The following is an 18,077-nucleotide window of genomic DNA, read 5'->3' as shown; positions in this document are numbered from 1 at the left end:
AACCATTCGGCGGCGTGCGTCGTATCAGGGACATGACCCAGTCCCTGATTCCGAATCGCCGGGGCCTTCTGATGAGCGCCGGCGCGCTCGCCCTGTCCGCTTGTTCGCCAGAGACGTCCGAAGCCGGGGAGGGGCAGTACGCAGCCTCGCCCTATCGTCGGGTGTCCGATGCGGATTGGCGACGACGCCTAGGCGACGCCTCTTGGCGCGTGATGCGGCACGAGGGGACGGAGCGTCCCTATTCCAGCCCGTTGAACGATCAGCACGCGCGCGGGACGTTCGTGTGCAAGGGCTGCGATCTGCCGCTGTTCCGATCGCAGTGGAAGTTCGATTCCCACACCGGCTGGCCCAGCTTCTATGACGTGATCGCCGCCAATATCGGCAAGAAGCGTGACCTGGCCATCGGCATTCCACGCACCGAATATCATTGCGCCCGCTGCCTGGGACACCAGGGGCATGTGTTCGACGACGGTCCGCGTCCGACGGGGCTGCGCTACTGCAACAACGGCGTGGCGCTGAAGTTCGTCTCGGCCTAGGCGCGACGGGCGCGGACGGCTGAATCGACGGTCAGGCCGAAGATGACCGAGGCGATGATCACCAGCAGCCCATAGTCGTGACCGGCGAAGAAAACGGGCGCGCAGGCCATGGCGATGACGATTAATGGAAACAGTCCGGCCCAAACCGCCATACTCGGCGTGCTGACGTGGATCAGCGGCTGAGCGACCGGTCGTTTCATCGCGCGCGCCATTCGTTCGTTGAGCAGAACGAAGGCGGCCGCGCAGATGACGGCCGAGATCACATATTTGACCGTGGTGCCCGGTTCTCCGAACAGGCTGGCTGTCATGATCAGCAGGATCAAGGCGACGCCTGTGCTGACGGCGAGCAGGGCGTTGGGTTCGAGACGGTTCAAGACTTCACTTTCACATAGCTGCCCGGCGCCGGCTCGATGGGCTTGAGTGGTCCCTTTGCCGGGTCGCGGGCGGGGATTTGTTTGCCGGAACGCGCGCCGAGCCAGGCCGACCAATGCTCCCACCAGCTGCCGGGATGTTCGATGGCTTCCGCCTGCCATTCGGCCAAGGTCGCGGGAAGGGCAGGGTTGGTCCAGTGTTGATACTTCTTTGCGGCCGGGGCGTTGATGACGCCGGCGATGTGACCTGACCCGGCCAGGGTGAAGGTCACATCCTTGCCGCCGAACAGTTTGGCGGACCGATAAACCGAGTTCATCGGCGCGATGTGATCCTCGCGACTGGCCTGGAAATAGAGCGGGATCTCGACCTTCGACAGGTCCGCTGTCACGCCGCCGATCTCGAACTGTCCCTTGGCCAGGGCGTTGGCTCCATACATCTGACGCAGATAATCGAGATGCAGGGTCTTGGGCATGCGGGTCTGATCGGCGTTCCAAAACAGCAGGTCGAAGGCGGGCGGATCCTTGCCCAGCAGATAGTTGCTGATGAAGAAGGACCAGATCAGGTCGTTGGACCGCAGGGCGTTGAATGTTTCCGCCATGGCTGCGCCCGGCAGGACGCCGCCCGCCGCATCCATCTGACGCTCGATCTCCGCGATCCAGTGTTCGTCGGTGAACAGAAGCAGGTCGCCGGCCTCGGCGAAGTCATGCTGAGCGGCGAAGAAGGTAGCGGCGGCGATGCGCTCGTCGCCCTTGGCCGCCATATGCGCCAGACCAGCGCCAAGCAGGGTGCCGCCGATGCAATAGCCCACGGCGTTCAGTTGCTTGGTTCCCGCCTGCTCCAGCGTTTTCTCGACCGCGCGATAGATGCCCTTTTCCAGATAGTCGTCGAAGCCGAAGCCAGCCTTGTCCCTGTCCGGATTGACCCAGGAACAGACGAAGACCGTAAAGCCCTGCGCCGACAGCCAGCGGATCAGCGAGTTCGCCGGCTGCAGGTCCATGATGTAGAATTTGTTGATCCAGGGCGGGAAGATCAGCAGCGGGATTTCGTGCTGGCTCTCAGTTGAGGGTGCGTACTGGATCAGTTCGAACAACTCGTCGCGCCAGACGACCTGGCCCGGCGCGGTGGCGACGTTCTCGCCGACGACGAACTTGCCATAGTCGGCCTGACTGATGCGCAGCGATCCCCCGCCACGTTCCAGATCGGCGGCGAAGTTCTGCATGCCCTTGACCAGTGATTCGCCGCTGGTCTCCGCCAAGGCTTTCAGCGCAACGGGGTTAGAGGCCAGGAAGTTGGACGGCGAGAAGGCGTCGGTCAGCAGACGGGTGAAGAACTGGGCGCGACGTTTGAGCGTCGGATCGACGTCCTCGACCCCGGCGATCAGGCCGTTCATCCAGTCCGACGTCAGAAGATACGACCGCCGCATCATGTCGAACATCGGGTTTTCGGACCAGGCCGGGTCCTTGAACCGCTTGTCGGCTGGCGCGGGATCGGGCGTCTCGCCGGCCGCCTGACGCGCCGTCGATGACCAGAGCTGCATATAGCGGCCAAACAGGTCAGCCTGGGCCTGAATCATCTTGTCGGGCTGGGCGGCCAAGCTGGTCATGACTGACGTCATGGCTGGCGCGACGTTGAAGGGATCGGCGGAAAGGGCGGCCGGGCGATCGGCCTGGGTCAGCGCCGCCTCGGCGATCGCGCTCTGGGCCATCATGGCCGCCTTGGCCAAGTTCATCGACAGGGTTTCGATCAACTCGGCCTGGTTGGGCGTCGCAGCAGTCGGCTCAGGCGCCGGCTCTGCACGGGGTTCAGGTGCCGCTTCCTGGGCTTCCGCAGATTTCGATTTGGGCTGGCGAGGCGGGCGGGGCTTGGCGGACGTCGGACGTCCGGCCTTGCGTGCGGGGCGGTCGGGGGCGTCTGTCGGCGTTTTGGGAGTCCTGGCCATGATCGTCCTTCGCGTCCTGCGCCAAAGGCTGGTTCATCCACCCTTCCGCGCACCGCGATGATGGCATAAGACCATCAAGGAAATGAACGCGTCGCACTCGAAAAAGATGATCCTGATCGCCGCAGCCGCGATCGCGACGCCACTAAGCGGCTGTGTCGGCGCATCCGCCTCCAAGACGGAGGCTGTCTCGCCGCTTGCGCCACGTATCCAGGAACTAGTCGACGCCAATCGGCGCTATCCGCGCTGGGAGGACTTTCCGGCCGCGCCGACCGATCTGCCGCCGGTCACTCAGGTCGCGTCGAATGTGCAGCGCCTCCAGGGCGATAGCGCGACGCTGACCAGCGAGATCGCACGCATCGACTGGACGCTCGGCGACGCCGAGGCGCTCGCCGCCGAAACACGCGCGGCCGTGAACGCCGTTCCGGTGTCGCCTGACGCCGTCCGAACCCAGGCGGATATCGAGGCCTTCGCTCAAAGCCTGCGTGACAGGGCCAAGGCTCCGCCGCCGCTCGACCGCCGCCCGACGCGATGACCGGTCGCGCGGGAGGCAGAATCCCGCGATAATGCGCTGATGGCAGACGACAGCGGCGCAAAGACTCTGAACGCATTCCTCGGCGTGTCTCGATCCCTGTCCGGGCGCGCCTGGCGTCAACGTCCGGCCGACGCCGCAACGACGCGCGCGCACATGCAGACCCTGAACCTGGAAGAACCGCTGGCCCGGGCCTTGGCCTCGCGGGGCGTTCGCGCCGACCAGGGCCAAGATTTCCTTACCCCGACCCTGCGCGCCCTGTTTCCCGACCCGTCCAGCTTTATAGATATGGACGCAGCGGCCGATGCGATCCTGAACGCGCTTCAGGCCAAGGCGAACATTCATGTGTTCGCCGACTACGACGTGGACGGGGCCTCCAGCGCGGCGCTGCTGGTGCGTTGGTTCCGGGCGATGGGGCATACGCTTTCGATCTATGTTCCAGACCGGATGACCGAAGGTTACGGTCCCAGCGCCAAGGCCTTCGATACGCTGAAGGCGTCGGGCGCAGACCTGGTCATCACGGTGGATTGCGGGGCGGCGGCGAACGAAGCCCTGGCCCATGCGGCCGCCATCGCCCTGAACGTCGTCGTTATCGATCACCACCTGATGCGCACCGAGCCGCCGACGGCGCTGGCGGTCGTCAATCCGAACCGGCCGGGGTGCAACTCGGGTCAGGGAAATCTGGCGGCGGCAGGCGTCGTCTTCGTGCTTCTGGCGGCGCTGAATCGTGAAGGTCGGCGTCGTAGTCTGTTTGCCGAGAGGCCCGAGCCGGACATTCGTCAGTGGCTGGATCTGGCGGCCCTGGGCGCCATCTGCGACGTGACCGGTCTGACCGGCTTCAATCGCGCGCTGACCGGCCTTGGTCTCAAGGTCATGAGCGACTGGCGCAATCCGGGTCTGCGCGCGCTGTTGGCGGCGGCGGGCGCCGAACCGGGACCGGCCAAGAGCAATCATGCCGGTTTCATCCTGGGACCGCGCATCAATGCGGGAGGACGCATCGGTCGCTCCGACCTCGGCGCAAGGCTGCTGTCGACGGATGATCCGACCGAGGCCGAGGCCCTGGCCATCGAACTCGATGCACTGAATCTATCGCGGCGCGATGTCGAGCGGGCCGTCACCGAGGCGGTCGTTCGTCGTGTCGAGGCGACCGGCGCCCATGCCGACGAGAGCGCGGTCGTCGTGGTCGCGGGCGAGGACTGGCATCCGGGCGTCGTCGGGATCGTCGCCGGCCGTTTGCGCGAGCGCTGGCGCAAGCCGGTGATCGTCATCGGCGTCGATCCCGTGACCGGTCTCGGAAAAGGGTCAGGCCGGTCACAGCCAGGCATGAACCTGGGCCGCGCGATCCAGGCGGCCTGGGAGAGCGGAATCCTGCTCGCTGGCGGCGGTCATGCCATGGCGGCAGGCCTGACGATGGACGGTGCGCGCGTGTCCGAGCTGACCGCCTTCCTGAACGAGCGACTCGCTACCGAAAGGGTCGAAGCGGTCGCCCAGGACGTGCTGGAGATCGACGCGCTGATCGACCCGGCGGCGGCGACGCGCGATCTGTTCGAATCGTTTGAGCGTCTGGCCCCATTCGGCCCCGCCAACCCGGAACCCAGCTTCGCCCTGAGCGGCGTTCAAGCCCGCGAACCCGTCGCCATGAACGGCGGTCATGTGCGGTGCCGGCTGATCGGTCCGGATGGCGCTTCGGTCAAGGCCATCGCCTGGCGCTGCGCCGATCTGCCGACGGGCCAAGCCTTGCTGTCGGGGCAGGGCGGGCTGAGCATCGTGGGCCGGCTGAAGGCTGACGACTGGAATGGGCGCAAGGGCGTGCAGTTCGAGATCGAGGATGTCGCCGATCCTCGAATGATCTGACGGCGGCTCCAAAAAACTGAAAATCCACGCTTGCACCGCTCCGAGGGCGCGGCTATATCGCCGGCTCTCCCGCGCAGCGGTCCCTTCGTCTATCGGTTAGGACGTCAGGTTTTCAACCTGAAAAGAGGGGTTCGACTCCCCTAGGGACTGCCACGCGGGCAGGACTATGGTTGAGCCTTTCAGGCTCCCGGCAAGCAGCCTAGCTCAAATAGCACAAGAGACGGGCGGTCATTCGCCAGCGCTTGCAATGCGCGTCTGCGCTCACCCAAACGCAAGCTTCTGCATAGACGCGCATTTTCCGCTTTTCAAAATTTCGCGGAACGGTGTTAAATATAAAACGAGTCCGCTGGAGGCGCGGGCGGGGGTTTTTAAGTGTCTGACTTTAGAGAGACGGAAACGGCGCAGACCGTTCGCGTCACTGGGCGCGTGAAGTGGTTCGACGCCGTCAAGGGCTACGGTTTCATCGTCCCTGACGATCCGACCCTGACCGAAACGAGAGATGTCCTGCTGCATATCAGCAGCCTGCGCGATCTCGGCCGTGATGCGGCCGACGAAGGCGCGACCATCACCTGCGACTGCGTCAAACGCGCCAAGGGTTGGCAGACGATCGAGATCCATGACCTGGGCGAGGGCGAAGCGACGCCCGCCGTGCGTCGACCCGTGACTTCGCCGCCGCCGCGGCCGGTCGCCGAAAGTGATGAACAGCTGGAGACCGCCCTGGTCAAATGGTTCAATCGGACCAAGGGCTACGGATTCGTCGTGCGTGATCGTGAGCCGGGCGATATCTTCGTCCACATCGAAACCCTGCGTCGCTGCGGCCTGGATGATCTGATTCCTGGCGATGCCGTGCGGGTGCGATTTGCCAACGGGCCCAAAGGTCTGGTGGTTGCAGACATCAGAACGGGCGACTGATTCAGCGCCCAGGAGAGGCGTATGATCAAGGCGACGAGACGTTTTGCAATGGGGGGCTTGGTTATGCTCGCTCTCGCCGGATGCGCGGCCAAGGCGCCGGTCGGCCCCAATGGTGAGCCGCTGCAGAAGCTGGCTGTCGTGACCACTTCGGGCGAACATCAGTTCTGGGTCGAGATCGCTGACGAAGAGCTCGAACGTCAACGGGGGCTGATGTTCCGCCCGCCGCTCGAGGCCGACCGTGGGATGCTGTTCCAATGGCCGGGAGAAGCGCCGAGCGAGCAAAGCTTCTGGATGCGCAACACGCCCAGTTCGCTGGACATCCTTTATATCGATCCGCAGGGCCGGATCGTCTCCATTGCCTCGCACGCCACGCCGTTCTCCGAGGCGCCGATCCCTTCCAATGGCGCCGCCAACGGCGTCTTGGAACTGCGGGCAGGGCGGGCGGCCGAAATCAACGCCAAGCCCGGCGACAAAGTTTTACATCCTTATTTCAAGCCTTGATTGCGGATCGCGTCACGAAGTGCCAATAGAGCGCTCCGTTCGGTCCGGGGTGTAGCGCAGCCTGGTAGCGCATCTGGTTTGGGACCAGAGGGTCGGAGGTTCGAATCCTCTCGCCCCGACCAACGGAAGGCCGCTGGATCATATGTCCAGCGCGCGTTATGGCAGGGTCACAGACCCCGCCGTCACTGAGGATTTCGCCATGTTGGCTCGCATCTACCGCCCGGCCAAAACTGCGATGCAGTCGGGCAAGGCCAAGAGCCGCGACTGGCGGCTGGAATTCGAACCCGCGTCGGCGCGCACCATCGATCCGCTGATGGGCTGGACCAGCTCCACCGACATGAACGGTCAGGTTCGTCTGAGCTTCGACTCGAAGGAAGAGGCGATCGAATATGCCGAGCGTCATGGCATCGCCTTCCGCTTGCACGAGCCGAACGATCCGCCGGTGATCATCAAGGCCTATGCCGACAATTTCGCCACCAACCGCAAACAGTCCTGGACGCACTGACGCCTGACGTCTTGCCAGAGCGCCCATAGCTCAACCGGATAGAGCACCCGCCTTCTAAGCGGGATGTTGCAGGTTCGAGTCCTGCTGGGCGCGCCACCTCCGGCGCCTTCGAGGGGCTGATCCATGACCGACCATCAGACCTCGTCCGATCAAGCCGTCCGTGTCGCCGCACTCTACCGGTTCGCGCCGGTGGCCAACCCCGAAGCCGTACGCAAGACACTTCAAACGGTCTGCAACGCTGGGCAGGTGAGGGGAACCCTGCTCGTCGCGCCGGAGGGTCTGAACGGCACCATCGCCGGATCGGAGGCGGCCATCGCAGCGGTGCTGTCCACGATCCACGCCATGCCAGGCTTCGAGACGCTGGAGCCCAAATACGCCTGGACAGACGCCGTGCCTTTCCACCGGATGAAGGTGCGCGTCAAACGCGAGATCGTCACCATGGGACAGCCGGATCTGGACCCTCCCAATCAGGCGGGCGTCTACGTTACGCCCACGGACTGGAACGCGCTGATCGCCGATCCCGAGACCTTGGTGATCGATACGCGCAACGACTACGAAGGCGAGATCGGCGCGTTCGAACGGGCCGTCCAACCCAATACCCGTAGCTTTCGCGATTTTCCCGACTGGTTCCGGAGCGAAGGTCGCGCGCTGATTGAGCAGACCGGCGCCAAGCGCGTGGCCATGTACTGCACCGGCGGCATTCGCTGTGAGAAATCGACGGCCTTCCTGAAGGCTGAGGGTGTGGAGAACGTCCACCATCTGGAGGGCGGCATCCTTCGCTATCTTGAGACGGTGGATGAGGATCAGAGCCTATGGCATGGAGCGTGTTTCGTCTTTGACGAACGCGTCTCGGTCGGGCACGGCCTAAGCCAAGGTCCTCATACCTTGTGCCGGGCATGTCGTCTGCCAGTGGACGAGGCGGGTCGTGCTTCGCCTCACTATGTCGAAGGCGTATGCTGCGAGCGCTGTCACAACGCCCGCGACGAGGTCCAGCGTCGGCGATATGTCGAGCGTCACAGGCAGATGGAGATGGCCCGCGAGCGCGGCGAAACGCATCTGGGGACAGCCCAGACGGACTGAGATCGCTTCATCGCCGGGGCGGGCGAGGGAAGAAGACGCTGGTGCGGGCGGCATAGGCCTCGAACGCCTTTGGTCTTGATTGTCGCATATGCTCTTCCAGCAAGGGCACGCCGGACACCTGGGTCAGAAGCCAGTACATATAGGCTGGTCCTGTCAACGCCAGCCAACCCCAGGGCCATTCACCGCTCAGATTGATGGCGAACACAGGCCAGGCGCACCAACTCACCCATTCGAAGAAATAATTCGGGTGGCGTGACCAGGCCCACAGACCGACATCGCAGATTCCACCCTTGTTGGCCGGGTTGCGTTTGAAGGCCGCCAGCTGGCGATCGGAAACGGCTTCTCCAACTAGGGCTCCGACAAAGACCATTGTCGCGACAGCATCTTGGAGCGTCAGGCCCGGCGCCGGGTTGCGTGCCGCCGCCATCACACTGAGCGCCAAGAAGGCGGCGGCTCCGGCTTGCAACATAAGGAAGCCGAACATCTTGACCTGAAAACCGGCGCCCCAGTCCTCTCGCAGACGCGCGTAGCGAGCGTCTTCGCGTTCTTCATGGGCGGCGCGAGCAGCGATGTGGGACCCCAGCCGCAACCCCCAAAGGCCGATCAGAAGCGCTGCAAGATACTGGCGCAACGACGGAGCGGCGCCGTCGATCGGGAAGAGTGCGACGCCGACGCCAGCCACTCCCAGTCCAAGCGACCAGAATGCGTCCGCCCAACCGCCTTGGCCCGTTCGTTTCTGAACCAGCCAGGCCGTAGACATAACGATAACGAGAAATAGGGCGGCGACACCCCAAATGGTCGCGAGAGCGGTCACAGGCGAACGAAGGGCTGGATCAGTTTGCCGACCCATCCATCCAGTTGGATCTGACCGTCAAGCGCGACGACGCACAGGCACGGCTCGTCCGACACTACACGAGGTTGGTGCAGCACCTCCGGATCCGCCTCTTCGAAATCCCCCACATCGAACCGCTCGGTTTCGGTCGCATAGGCGCCGGAGATGACGCAGGTCAGCTCGACGCCGCCATGCGTGTGTTTTGGCGTCTCACGACCCGATTCGATCTTCAGAAGAATGACACGGCAATCCCCATCCCGCGGCGCATGGACGTCGCGCACACGCATGCCAGGCCCGACCCAGCGCCATGGACCCAACGCATAGCGTCGCAGCGGCTCGGGCAGCTCGGGCATGTCGTTCAACGGCGGGCTGTGTCTGGCCTTGCCGGCATCCGTCTCGATCCGCGCCATCGCCAAGGCGAGCGCATCATTCGACAAGGGGGAGGGGAGCGTCTCGTTCAAGAACTCGCCGCCGACGGATTGCAGGTCGCGCACCCAGGCGTCATTGGCCGGCCGCATCGCCAGATGCGCCGCCATCACCACAGCCTCGGGCGGGCTGAGCGTGCCGGCCGCATAGGCCAGCAAACGTTCCTCGGACGGATTGCGCTGAGGTTTCATCGCGCGGCCTCTTCAGACGGCGCGAGGATCAAACGAAGCTTGGTCATGGCGTTACGAATACGGGATTTGACGGTGCCGAGCGGCAGGCCGAGATGTTTGGCGATCTCGGAATGAGAGTTGTCCATGAAGAAGGCCAGACGCAGAACCTCGACATGGTCGGCGCTGAGCCGCGCCAGAGCGTCGCGCACGCGATCCGCGTCTTGCGACATCGACAGCAGTTCATCGGGCCGGCGGACGTCGTCCCCCGCCAGCTCGATTTCGGGCGTCGGCAGGGGACGCGCGTCACGGCGCAGCATGTCAAGCCGACGGTTGCGAGCGATGGTGAAAATCCACGTGGCGGCGCGCGCCTTGGACGAATCAAACAGATCGGCCTTGCGCCACACGGTCAGCATGGCGTCCTGAGCAAAGTCCTCGGCCGCGCCGGGCGTCGCGCCCGACTTGATCAGCCAGGCCTTCAGCCGCGGTGCGAAATAGGCGAAGAGTGCAGCAAAGGCTTCACGATCGCGCCTCAGAGCGATCTGTTCGATCAGCCGGTCGTGCAACAGCGGATCAGGCAAGCTGTCGAGCGCCTTCACGCGGTTTGACCGATATGGCGTTGATGCGAAGGATAACGGCTCGGCATGCATGAACACTAATACGCTCAGCGGAAATGTCTGGATCAATCGCGATCCGAACATGACGGCGACCCGTAATCCGTTCATGCCCTAGCGATTGCGCTGCGGCGTATCTTTCGGAGTTTTCATGCCTCTGTCGTCCGCGACGCCCTCTGCCGAACGTCAAAAGATCGCTGTGGTCGGATCTGGCGTCGCCGCGCTGTCTTCGGCCTGGCTTCTGTCGAAACGCCATGACGTGACGCTTTACGAAAATGGCGACCGCCTGGGCGGGCATTCGAATACGGTGATGGCCAGTGTGCCTTCCGGCGACATTGCGGTCGACACTGGCTTCATCTGCTTCAATGACGCGACCTATCCCAATCTGATCGCCCTGTTCGAGCATTTGGGGATCCCGACACGCGCGACGGATATGTCGTTCGCTGTCTCACTGGATGACGGACAGTTCGAATATGCCGCGCCAGGCTTGTTTGCTCAGCGTCGCAACGCCCTGCGTCCTCGTTTCTGGTCGATGCTGAGCGAAATCCTGCGCTTTTATCGCGACGCGCCAAAGGATTTGGCTGCGATGTCCGATTCCTCGCTGACGCTCGGTGACTATCTAAAGCGGGAAGGGTTCAGCGAGGCGTTCCGCGACGATCACCTGTTGCCTATGGCCGCCGCGATCTGGTCATCGCCGGCGCATACGCTGATGGACTATCCGGCCGAGTCCTTCATCCGTTTCTGCGGCAATCACGGCCTGCTGAAACTGGTGGGGCGGCCGCTGTGGCGCACCGTCGAGGGTGGCAGCCGCGTCTATGTCGAACATCTCGCTCGTGCCATCCAAGACATTCGGCTGGACCACGGCGTCACTTCCGTGCGGCGTAGCGATCAAGGCGTCTTCGTTCACGACAGCCAAGGCGGAATCGAGCGCTACGACCAGGTTGTGATTGGGTCCCATGCCGATCAGGCTCTGGCGATGCTGGCCGAACCGACGGCGCGGGAGAAGGCGCTGCTCGGCGCTTTCCGGTACAGCCGAAATCTGACCGTCCTGCATACCGACGCCAGCCTGATGCCGCATCGTCGTCGCGCCTGGGCCAGCTGGAATTATATCGGCGCGGACGACGGCCTCTGCGTCACCTATTGGATGAACCGCCTGCAAGGTCTGCCGGGCGACGACCTTTTCGTGACGCTCAACCCGCCACGTCCGCCGCGGGCCGACACGATTTTACGCAGCGAACTGTACGAGCACCCCATCTTCGATCCCGCCGCCATACAGGCTCAAAAGCAGTTGTGGAGCCTGCAAGGGCAGGGGGGCGTCTGGTTCTGCGGGGCCCACTTCGGCGCGGGCTTCCACGAGGATGGCCTGCAATCCGGCCTCGCCGTCGCCGAACAACTCGGCGGCGTGCGTCGCCCTTGGTCCGTCGCGAACGAAAGCGGGCGCATTCATTTGACGACGCCTATGGGCGCACAACTGGAACGTGCCGCGTGACACTCAGCTCGGCCCTTTATCGCGGCCGGGTCATGCACCGACGCCTTCGCCCCAAGATCCATAAGCTGAACTATCGCGTCTTCTGGCTCCTGCTCGACCTGTCGGAAATCGATGATGTGGACGCGCGCCTGCGCCTGTTTTCGCGCAATCGATTCAATCTGTTGTCCTTTCATGACAAGGATTACGGAGACGGTTCTGGCGCGCTGCGTCCTCAGGTGGATGCGTGGATGGCTCAAGCCGGCATCGACTTAAAGGGCGGAACTGTCCGCCTGTTAACCATGCCACGCGTCCTCGGATACGTTTTCAACCCGATCAGCATCTACTATTGCCATTGGCCCGACGGACGGTTGGCCGCCATGGTGTACGAGGTGACCAGCACCTTCGGCATCCGCCACTCCTATGTCATTCCGATCCCGATCGAAGATCAGGCCGCAGGCGTTATTCGCCAGGGCGCGGCCAAGGCGCTCTATGTGTCGCCGTTTATGGGCATGGAGATGGATTACCAGTTCCGTGGTCATACGCCGGGCGATCGCCTCGACATGACCATCGATGGGCTAGATGCCGAAGGCGTGCTGATCACCGCCGCTATGGCGGCCGAGCGGGAACGCCTAGAGGATCGCAACATCGCTGCCGCGACAGCAGCGATCCCACTGATGACGTTCAAAGTGGTCGCGGCGATCCATTGGGAAGCCCTGACGATATGGCTCAAGGGGGTCACTCTGACACAGCAGCCTGAACCGGCAGGCATGCCAATGACTATTCAACGCCAAGCTCAAGAGAGCCGTTTGCGGCCTTGAGCGACGCATTCGCTTTATCGCCTAAGATATATTATATGAAATAGAACGGGCCATGTGGTGCCATCACTGTGAGTTTTCCATAATGCTGAGACTCTAGGGTTTCTGGCCCGTTCTGTTCCGTAAATCTGCGATTCTTGTGCCGTAAATATGAGACTCGATGCCTCAAATGTTTTCGGCGCTACCATCGCGTTCGAGGTGCAGAGCGACGGCGGTGTAGATCAGTTCGTTCGAACTGACTTTCCTGCTGCTTGCCGTGTCGCGAACCAAAGCTGCAAATGATGCGGATACGGATATTGTGACGGCCGGCGCGTCGTTCTCGACCGCAAAGAAATGTCTGCGCCCTGGAAGCTCGGCTAAGACGAAACCCTGTACTATCTCCATGTAGAGATCCGACGCGCGCGCAGACTGATCTCGTGCCAAGGCTTTAATGGCGTCGTGTGCCTTTCGCGGCATGCGCAAAGACATATTTCTAAAGCGGGTGTCTGACGACGTGGTTAGTTTGGCGGTCAAGCTTTTCTCCATTGCGATGTGCAGAATCGCAAAGCTGGAGTCCGCCGTCTAGGGAGCTACGTCAGCGTAAGAGCGATGGCGGCCGCAGTTCTGGCCCGAAGAAGAAACGGACTAGGCCACCGAGCAGCACCTTCGAGAAACCGATGCAGATCGGAATCTGCGGCGCTTGCGAAGACAATAGCTAGAGGGTCTTTAAGCGCCAATTGTCCCAACGGACCAATTTGCCGTCGAGCTGAGGCCCTGCCGCCCAGATACCCGCCAAAAAAACTGTGCTCAACGACGAGTTCAAACCGAGAGGGGTCAGCAAGCACGGTGGCGAGCGCGTGCATACAACTGGATTGCCAAGCCGGCGAAAGTGATCGCATCGCTTTGAGGCCAAAGCGGAGGTTGCCCCAAAATGGGGTCTCGATCCCGTTGGGCAGCATTCGAACTGGTTGTTCTTGATCGCTCTTCCCAGGCGATAATAGGAGGTCGGCTAGGTCGAGGAATGTCGTCCGCGCCTTCGTCCATCGAGGCCCACAGCACCAGAAATGATCCAAGGGCGCTCCCCCCAGGGCAGCCATGCATGCCTCCTCAAAGACGATGACATATGCCGGCGGCACTTTCCTGGAGTGCCATGGCGTCGCCCTCCCCGGCTTGAGGAATGGGTCGCTGCGAAGATCGACTTCACGGAGCAGCTTCACTCGTCTCGTCCGCTCGCCGGCGACGATCACTGGGGCGAGGACGGAGGATATGATCGCATGGAGAGGAAGGCCGTGGCGGGAACACGTCGTCCGCCACACAAATAGCCACTCCCGGCGCAGATATTGGTCCCTTCCTTGCCGGGCATCCTCTTCAAGACACTCGCGACATGCCTTGCCTTGCCAATAATCGGATCTCTCCATCAGATCGTCGACATCCGCGTGGCGCCAGTGTCGATGGAGGCCTGATCGCTCAAGAACCAAGCCGGCCCCCTCCCCCAGGTTTCGCGCTGCCGCGATTAATTGAGGCGATGGTGCAAGGTCGTCGCTCGGAGCTTCGTTGAATCCTGGCGGCAGCAGGCCGCGCAGTTCCATCCGACGGACCCAAGAGCTCACCGCCTCGTCTGTGTATGGCTCAATCATCTCTTGCGAGGACCTCGCGTCCGCCGGCCTGCGTAGCGACGCGCTAGATCAAGGGCACCCAGTCGGGTAGCAAGTTCAGGGGCCTGGATGATCTCTGCGGTGATTTGCTCCGTGCCGATGCGGACCGCTTCGATTGCAGATTCCTTGATTAGATAAGCCGCGCGCCCGACATATCCTCCCGTTAATTCGTAGGCCATATCGAGCATCTGAGAGGTCCACTCCGCAGTGAATTGAAGCGGCATCGCCTCTGAGAGCAACGTGACGAACTCCACAAAATCAGCCGGTGCGAGAGGAGCGAGTTCGACGATTTCGAACCTGTTTTCCAGCTGCTCATCAGCCTCGAACGCCATTTTGGCAGGCGGGGTGCCAAAGCAAAGAAGCGAGACCTTGTGGACGTTGCAGAGGCGACGGATTGCATTCAGGCACACCGCCCCGCGGACACCCGTAAAGACGCTCAGGTTGTTCGCTTCGTCGATGAGAAGCGCATCCGGTCGCAAGTCCTCAAAGAAGGAGTTGACGGCGCGGAGTAAGGTGCGCGCTGCGCCGCTTGGAATGTAGCGGTGACCGGCCTCCAGGATCGCTTCGTAAAACCTGCCTTCGCCTGCCTCTGTGGGCGCCTCAATCTCCAGTGTGACCGGCGGTCGGCCGCGTCCAGGAAGCGTTCCTAGCCTGCCCATCTCCATCATTAATTTCTGACGAAGAGCCGACTTTCCGGAGTTCGGCGGACCGGTGAACAAAAGGGCGCGGGGACGGATGCGCCCCGCGCTGAGGAGAGCCATCAGGGCCCTCTCCAATGCTGCGTCGCTGACCGGATTCGAAAGCCATCTGTCTCGGAGAATGTCGTCGAGACGGTGCAACTCGTTCGTTGGGGAGCCGGCAGGCAGGGAGCTCACCATTCCTCCACGATCCGTTTCGATTTGGCCAGCTTAGAGAAGACCAGATCGGTGATGATCGGTTTGGCTGGCTCGGGTTCGCCGTAGATGGTCTGCGCCACTTCCAAAGAGCGTTCCCCATGCTCGAGGCGCCGGCGAGCTCGCTTGGTGGTTGCGGCCTCGGAAGCGATTAGCGCCTCGCTTTCCTCGCGTTTGGCATGGATCATGTCCTCGTCCACTGTCGCCACCGCCGCCTCACGGAGGGCCTTTAGAGCGAGTTCATGCTCGCGCAATGTGAACGGCGCCTGGCGCTTGTACAGATGGACCCGTTCCCATCGCCCTTCCCACTCGACCCACACGAAGGACATATCTCTGGGATCGTATCTGAGATCGACTGCAACTCCGCCGCGCCGTACCGCCGCGCCCAACCAGGCCGACCAATAGCGAAGGCTTTTGAAATGGATCCCGGTATTGCGCAGCTTGCGACGATCGCTTGGCAAGAAGGCGAGCATGATGTCCACGGCTGCGCCCGGTGGCGCGTCCTTTTGCCGGAACCCTGCGTTCACACTCTCTTTCCAGCGAGATATGGGGGTGAAGCCGCCAATCCCTCGATGCGGCGAGATGTGATAGCGGCCTATCTGAAGGAACAGCCACCTCTCGAAGCCGTCCAGCGACATAACGGCTTTCGCTTCGCTGTCGTACTCGCCACGGTCGGACACATTGGAAAAGGTTGTTCCGGGCACGAGGTGCAGTTCACCCATTGTTGTCCCAATGTAGCGCTCGATCAGTGCGCCGTATCGGGGCTCCCTGACGGGCCGGAATTTTGGGGTGATGCCGTAGGTGATGAGGCCGCGCCTGAAGGCGTCCGACCGAAAATCTGAACCGTTGTCGGAGTGAACGATTTCGGGAAACCCCTGGCACGGCCAGTCCCAATCTTGCCCTGCTTGCTCTAGGAGCCCCTCCTTGGGAAGAAATGCTCGGAGCAGCGCCATGCCGGACTGGATGCGAGAAGGTTTGCCCAGACTGACGTAACAACCCACGCACATGCGAGTGTACGCATCGATGATCAGCGTGACGGTGGGACGACCGATAGGCAGGCGGAAACGGCGATCAACGAGTATGATGTCGCCTTCGGTGTGGTCGATGAGCCAGACTTGGTTTGGCCGTTCGGCGACGAATTCACCTGGTCGGGGCGTTGCGATTTCGGCGGCATTCTTTCCTCGACGCGCCTTTAGGCGGTCGTGCAAATCCAGCGCTTGTACGCGCGCCATCAGCCCCTTGCGTCCAGGCTGTTTTAAACCGGCCTTTCGGCAGCGTGCGCGAACCGTTGCCAAGACGTGGGCTACGCGCGGCTGCTGTCCGGACATGTAATCCTTCTGGAGAACCTCCAAAATGATTGCCTCGACTGCGGCATCGTACATTGAGGATCCCGGCGATCTTCCGCGCTTTTCGGGCAGAAGCGCAGATGCCCGATCATCCTCCTTCAAAAGGGCGATCATCCGGTAGGCTTTAGCCGTGGAAATATTCAGTTGCGCTGCAGCTGCATCGACCGCGGCTCGGCGCTTCCTGCCCATCTGCGCCAACGGCAGGAGCACGTGCCGCGCTTCAGCGGCGGCACGCCACGCGGCGTCCGGTTCGTCTGGCTCTTCGGCGTCTAGCAGGTCGACCGACATTCGGCGTCTCTAGGAACCTGAAACCCAAGGTTTTGAAAGGTTGCTGCTAAAATCGTGCTCGGCAAGACATTTTCGACGGGCGTGGGCGTCAAGTCCAATGCCAGGGTGCCACCCCCGGTATGCGGGCGAGCTGGGATGCTGTTGGATATCCCTGGAGTCAGAGTGGTCTCCGACTCAATCTGGATTAGTCCATCGATTCACCTGCGCCGGAAACTGACCGTGCTGGGGCCGACTCTAGGCGGTGGCACCACATATCATCTGTGTTGGGCGCGAACACCAAGATGGTCTTCAACGGTTGCCTCGCGCATTATGGTGTAAACCGGACGTTCGGAGGATCCGCCGCATGGATGATTTATCTCTGAGGTTTCTGGCTATGGCCGCTACGAGCATAACTGCCTTCCTACTCGGCGGCCTGGCGCTCAAAGGCCTGCGCATAATCTTCGAGAAGGTTTTCGCCGAGCGCATCAAACGCCTCGAAGATGAAGAGCGCAAGACGAAGTAGGCTCCGTTGCGGTCGGGTGACAGCAGCGCTTTGAATCAATGCCCCTCCCCTGTGATCTAAGACCCAAGCTAGGACTCAAGCTTGGCCAGTCTGTCTGCGGGAGATGTCAAAAACGACCGTTTCTGACATGGCGACTGGCCGTCTAGCCGCGCTCAGCCATTACAACGCGCGACTTGTGTCAAAACCCTGTCGCTGATTCAATGGGTCACTTCTATGAGCGCCAATGAGTTCTGACACATGCTGTTAGGTTACGCGCGGGTGTCCACCCCGGATCAAAAACTCGACCTCCAGATCGACGCTCTCGAAAAGGCTGGCTGCGAGCGAGTCTTCTCAGAAGCGGCCTCGGGGGTACGCTCGGAAAGAACAGCATTACGGGACGCGCTATCCCATGCGCGCTCGGGCGACGTCTTCATCGTGTGGAAGCTCGACCGTTTAGGGCGGACTGTTGGTCAACTCGTAGAGTTCGTGCGAAACTTACGAGAACGCGGTGTCGAGTTTCGAAGCCTTACTGATGGTATCGACACAACAACCCCTGCTGGTCGCTTCTTCTTCCATATGATGGCTGCATTGGCAGAGATGGAGCGGGACCTTATTCGCGAGCGGACGATGGCCGGACTAGCGGCCGCTCGCGCTCGGGGTAAGCAAGGCGGGCGCCGCCCTATCCTGTCCGAAAGGCAGTTGAAGCAGACTAAGCTGCTTCTCGGCCACCCTGATCAAACTATGGAAGGGGTCGCTTCGTCCTTAGGCGTCTCTCGCAGCACGCTTTATAGAGCAATCGCAAGAAGTGCTGCAGCTGGAAAGCTCGGCAGCAGGTGATATCCAGCGTCCTCGATCAGTTTCAAGAACCCACCGGGCCACAACAAA

The 18,077-nt window shown here is 62.1% G+C and carries 19 protein-coding genes and 3 tRNA genes; 14 read left to right on the top strand and 8 right to left on the bottom strand.

All coding sequences use genetic code 11. The features are described from left to right. Positions 1-32 precede the first annotated feature (32 nt). Positions 33-536, top strand: a complete 504-nt coding sequence (gene msrB, locus A4249_RS05915; RefSeq protein ID WP_066551562.1) for a peptide-methionine (R)-S-oxide reductase MsrB — start codon at positions 33-35, stop codon at positions 534-536. Here msrB and A4249_RS05910 read toward each other — a convergent pair. After that, entirely contained in the window at positions 533-910 is a 378-nt protein-coding gene (locus A4249_RS05910) for a hypothetical protein (RefSeq protein WP_066551561.1), read from the bottom strand. The two genes, msrB and A4249_RS05910, sit on opposite strands and share 4 nt — an antisense overlap. Next, the gene (gene phaC / locus A4249_RS05905; RefSeq protein ID WP_156494641.1) at positions 907-2,847 is read right to left on the bottom strand and encodes a class I poly(R)-hydroxyalkanoic acid synthase; all 1,941 of its coding nucleotides are present in this window, start codon (positions 2,845-2,847) and stop codon (positions 907-909) included. The genes A4249_RS05910 and phaC overlap by 4 nt, the downstream gene beginning before the upstream one ends. A 106-nt stretch (positions 2,848-2,953) precedes the next feature. Here phaC and A4249_RS05900 point away from each other — a divergent pair, with 106 nt between their 5' ends. From A4249_RS05900 to trhO, 9 genes are all read left to right on the top strand, one after another. Then, on the top strand, positions 2,954-3,379 hold the full coding sequence (locus tag A4249_RS05900; protein WP_197071091.1) for a hypothetical protein: 426 nt from the start codon (positions 2,954-2,956) through the stop codon (positions 3,377-3,379). Positions 3,380-3,418: 39 nt separating this feature from the next. Further along, complete coding sequence (gene recJ, locus A4249_RS05895) at positions 3,419-5,230, top strand: single-stranded-DNA-specific exonuclease RecJ (RefSeq protein WP_066551559.1); 1,812 nt, start codon at positions 3,419-3,421, stop codon at positions 5,228-5,230. A 78-nt stretch (positions 5,231-5,308) separates the two neighbouring features. Further along, positions 5,309-5,383: transfer RNA gene (locus A4249_RS05890), tRNA-Glu, on the top strand. A gap of 219 nt (positions 5,384-5,602) precedes the next feature. Next, positions 5,603-6,142, top strand: coding sequence for a cold-shock protein (locus A4249_RS05885; RefSeq protein ID WP_045811719.1), 540 nt, complete (start codon positions 5,603-5,605; stop codon positions 6,140-6,142). Between the two features lie 21 nt (positions 6,143-6,163). Beyond that, a complete protein-coding gene (locus A4249_RS05880) occupies positions 6,164-6,643 on the top strand; it encodes a DUF192 domain-containing protein (protein ID WP_197458468.1) in 480 nt (159 codons plus the stop codon). A 45-nt stretch (positions 6,644-6,688) separates the two neighbouring features. Continuing rightward, positions 6,689-6,765 (top strand) — tRNA-Pro (locus tag A4249_RS05875). A 77-nt stretch (positions 6,766-6,842) separates the two neighbouring features. Continuing rightward, positions 6,843-7,148, top strand: coding sequence for an ETC complex I subunit (locus tag A4249_RS05870; protein WP_066551557.1), 306 nt, complete (start codon positions 6,843-6,845; stop codon positions 7,146-7,148). Between the two features lie 19 nt (positions 7,149-7,167). Further along, a tRNA-Arg gene (locus tag A4249_RS05865) sits at positions 7,168-7,244 on the top strand. A gap of 27 nt (positions 7,245-7,271) precedes the next feature. After that, complete coding sequence (gene trhO, locus A4249_RS05860; RefSeq protein WP_066551556.1) at positions 7,272-8,228, top strand: oxygen-dependent tRNA uridine(34) hydroxylase TrhO; 957 nt, start codon at positions 7,272-7,274, stop codon at positions 8,226-8,228. A gap of 7 nt (positions 8,229-8,235) precedes the next feature. On the opposite strand, the gene A4249_RS05855 is transcribed toward trhO, so the two are convergent. From A4249_RS05855 to A4249_RS05845, 3 genes are read right to left on the bottom strand one after another with little or no spacing between them, the layout of a single operon-like run. Next, positions 8,236-8,988 (bottom strand): DUF1295 domain-containing protein, encoded by a 753-nt coding sequence (locus tag A4249_RS05855; RefSeq protein ID WP_156494640.1) that lies wholly within the window; start codon positions 8,986-8,988, stop codon positions 8,236-8,238. Positions 8,989-9,038: 50 nt separating this feature from the next. Continuing rightward, the gene (gene chrR, locus A4249_RS05850) at positions 9,039-9,677 is read right to left on the bottom strand and encodes a cadmium/peroxide/UV radiation responsive anti-sigma factor ChrR (RefSeq protein ID WP_066551554.1); all 639 of its coding nucleotides are present in this window, start codon (positions 9,675-9,677) and stop codon (positions 9,039-9,041) included. Then, positions 9,674-10,234 (bottom strand): sigma-70 family RNA polymerase sigma factor, encoded by a 561-nt coding sequence (locus tag A4249_RS05845; protein ID WP_231868786.1) that lies wholly within the window; start codon positions 10,232-10,234, stop codon positions 9,674-9,676. Before A4249_RS05845 ends, chrR begins: the two co-directional genes overlap by 4 nt. A gap of 184 nt (positions 10,235-10,418) precedes the next feature. On the opposite strand from A4249_RS05845, the gene A4249_RS05840 reads away from it, so the two are divergent. Together A4249_RS05840 and A4249_RS05835 are read left to right on the top strand one after the other, a co-directional pair. Next, the gene (locus A4249_RS05840) at positions 10,419-11,756 is read left to right on the top strand and encodes an NAD(P)/FAD-dependent oxidoreductase (protein ID WP_066551552.1); all 1,338 of its coding nucleotides are present in this window, start codon (positions 10,419-10,421) and stop codon (positions 11,754-11,756) included. Then, complete coding sequence (locus A4249_RS05835; RefSeq protein WP_082854081.1) at positions 11,753-12,553, top strand: DUF1365 domain-containing protein; 801 nt, start codon at positions 11,753-11,755, stop codon at positions 12,551-12,553. Before A4249_RS05840 ends, A4249_RS05835 begins: the two co-directional genes overlap by 4 nt. A gap of 162 nt (positions 12,554-12,715) precedes the next feature. Here the strand turns inward: A4249_RS05835 and A4249_RS16525 are convergent, their stop codons facing one another. From A4249_RS16525 to A4249_RS05825, 3 genes are all read right to left on the bottom strand, one after another. Continuing rightward, positions 12,716-13,063: a hypothetical protein gene (locus A4249_RS16525; protein WP_156494639.1), complete on the bottom strand. Its 348-nt coding sequence runs from the start codon at positions 13,061-13,063 to the stop codon at positions 12,716-12,718. Positions 13,064-14,162: 1,099 nt separating this feature from the next. Continuing rightward, positions 14,163-15,062 carry a TniB family NTP-binding protein gene (locus tag A4249_RS05830; RefSeq protein WP_066551551.1) on the bottom strand — a complete coding sequence of 300 codons (900 nt, stop codon included), beginning with the start codon at positions 15,060-15,062 and terminating at the stop codon, positions 14,163-14,165. Next, positions 15,056-16,711 carry a Mu transposase C-terminal domain-containing protein gene (locus A4249_RS05825; protein WP_066551550.1) on the bottom strand — a complete coding sequence of 552 codons (1,656 nt, stop codon included), beginning with the start codon at positions 16,709-16,711 and terminating at the stop codon, positions 15,056-15,058. The genes A4249_RS05830 and A4249_RS05825 overlap by 7 nt, the downstream gene beginning before the upstream one ends. A 343-nt stretch (positions 16,712-17,054) precedes the next feature. On the opposite strand from A4249_RS05825, the gene A4249_RS16520 reads away from it, so the two are divergent. Then, entirely contained in the window at positions 17,055-17,213 is a 159-nt protein-coding gene (locus A4249_RS16520; RefSeq protein WP_156494638.1) for a hypothetical protein, read from the top strand. A gap of 237 nt (positions 17,214-17,450) precedes the next feature. Further along, positions 17,451-18,029 (top strand): recombinase family protein, encoded by a 579-nt coding sequence (locus A4249_RS16275; RefSeq protein WP_082854080.1) that lies wholly within the window; start codon positions 17,451-17,453, stop codon positions 18,027-18,029. Positions 18,030-18,077 lie beyond the last annotated feature (48 nt).

Origin of the sequence: Brevundimonas sp. GW460-12-10-14-LB2 (assembly GCF_001636925.1) — a bacterium.
Classification (GTDB): Bacteria; Pseudomonadota; Alphaproteobacteria; order Caulobacterales; family Caulobacteraceae; genus Brevundimonas; species Brevundimonas vesicularis.
The sequence above is the reverse complement of the archived record's forward strand: the minus strand, read 5'-3'. Positions and strand labels throughout refer to the sequence as shown.

Excerpts from the sequence above, each read along its gene's own strand:
- msrB (WP_066551562.1), top strand. The coding sequence starts at position 33 with ATGACCCAGTCCCTGATTCCGAATCGCCGGGGCCTTCTGATGAGCGCC.
- phaC (WP_156494641.1), bottom strand. The coding sequence starts at position 2,847 with ATGGCCAGGACTCCCAAAACGCCGACAGACGCCCCCGACCGCCCCGCA.
- A4249_RS05900 (WP_197071091.1), top strand. The coding sequence starts at position 2,954 with ATGATCCTGATCGCCGCAGCCGCGATCGCGACGCCACTAAGCGGCTGT.
- recJ (WP_066551559.1), top strand. The coding sequence starts at position 3,419 with ATGGCAGACGACAGCGGCGCAAAGACTCTGAACGCATTCCTCGGCGTG.
- A4249_RS05880 (WP_197458468.1), top strand. The coding sequence starts at position 6,164 with ATGATCAAGGCGACGAGACGTTTTGCAATGGGGGGCTTGGTTATGCTC.
- A4249_RS05870 (WP_066551557.1), top strand. The coding sequence starts at position 6,843 with ATGTTGGCTCGCATCTACCGCCCGGCCAAAACTGCGATGCAGTCGGGC.
- trhO (WP_066551556.1), top strand. The coding sequence starts at position 7,272 with ATGACCGACCATCAGACCTCGTCCGATCAAGCCGTCCGTGTCGCCGCA.
- A4249_RS05855 (WP_156494640.1), bottom strand. The coding sequence starts at position 8,988 with ATGTCTACGGCCTGGCTGGTTCAGAAACGAACGGGCCAAGGCGGTTGG.
- chrR (WP_066551554.1), bottom strand. The coding sequence starts at position 9,677 with ATGAAACCTCAGCGCAATCCGTCCGAGGAACGTTTGCTGGCCTATGCG.
- A4249_RS05840 (WP_066551552.1), top strand. The coding sequence starts at position 10,419 with ATGCCTCTGTCGTCCGCGACGCCCTCTGCCGAACGTCAAAAGATCGCT.
- A4249_RS05830 (WP_066551551.1), bottom strand. The coding sequence starts at position 15,062 with ATGGTGAGCTCCCTGCCTGCCGGCTCCCCAACGAACGAGTTGCACCGT.
- A4249_RS05825 (WP_066551550.1), bottom strand. The coding sequence starts at position 16,711 with ATGTCGGTCGACCTGCTAGACGCCGAAGAGCCAGACGAACCGGACGCC.
- A4249_RS16520 (WP_156494638.1), top strand. The coding sequence starts at position 17,055 with ATGGATGATTTATCTCTGAGGTTTCTGGCTATGGCCGCTACGAGCATA.
- A4249_RS16275 (WP_082854080.1), top strand. The coding sequence starts at position 17,451 with ATGCTGTTAGGTTACGCGCGGGTGTCCACCCCGGATCAAAAACTCGAC.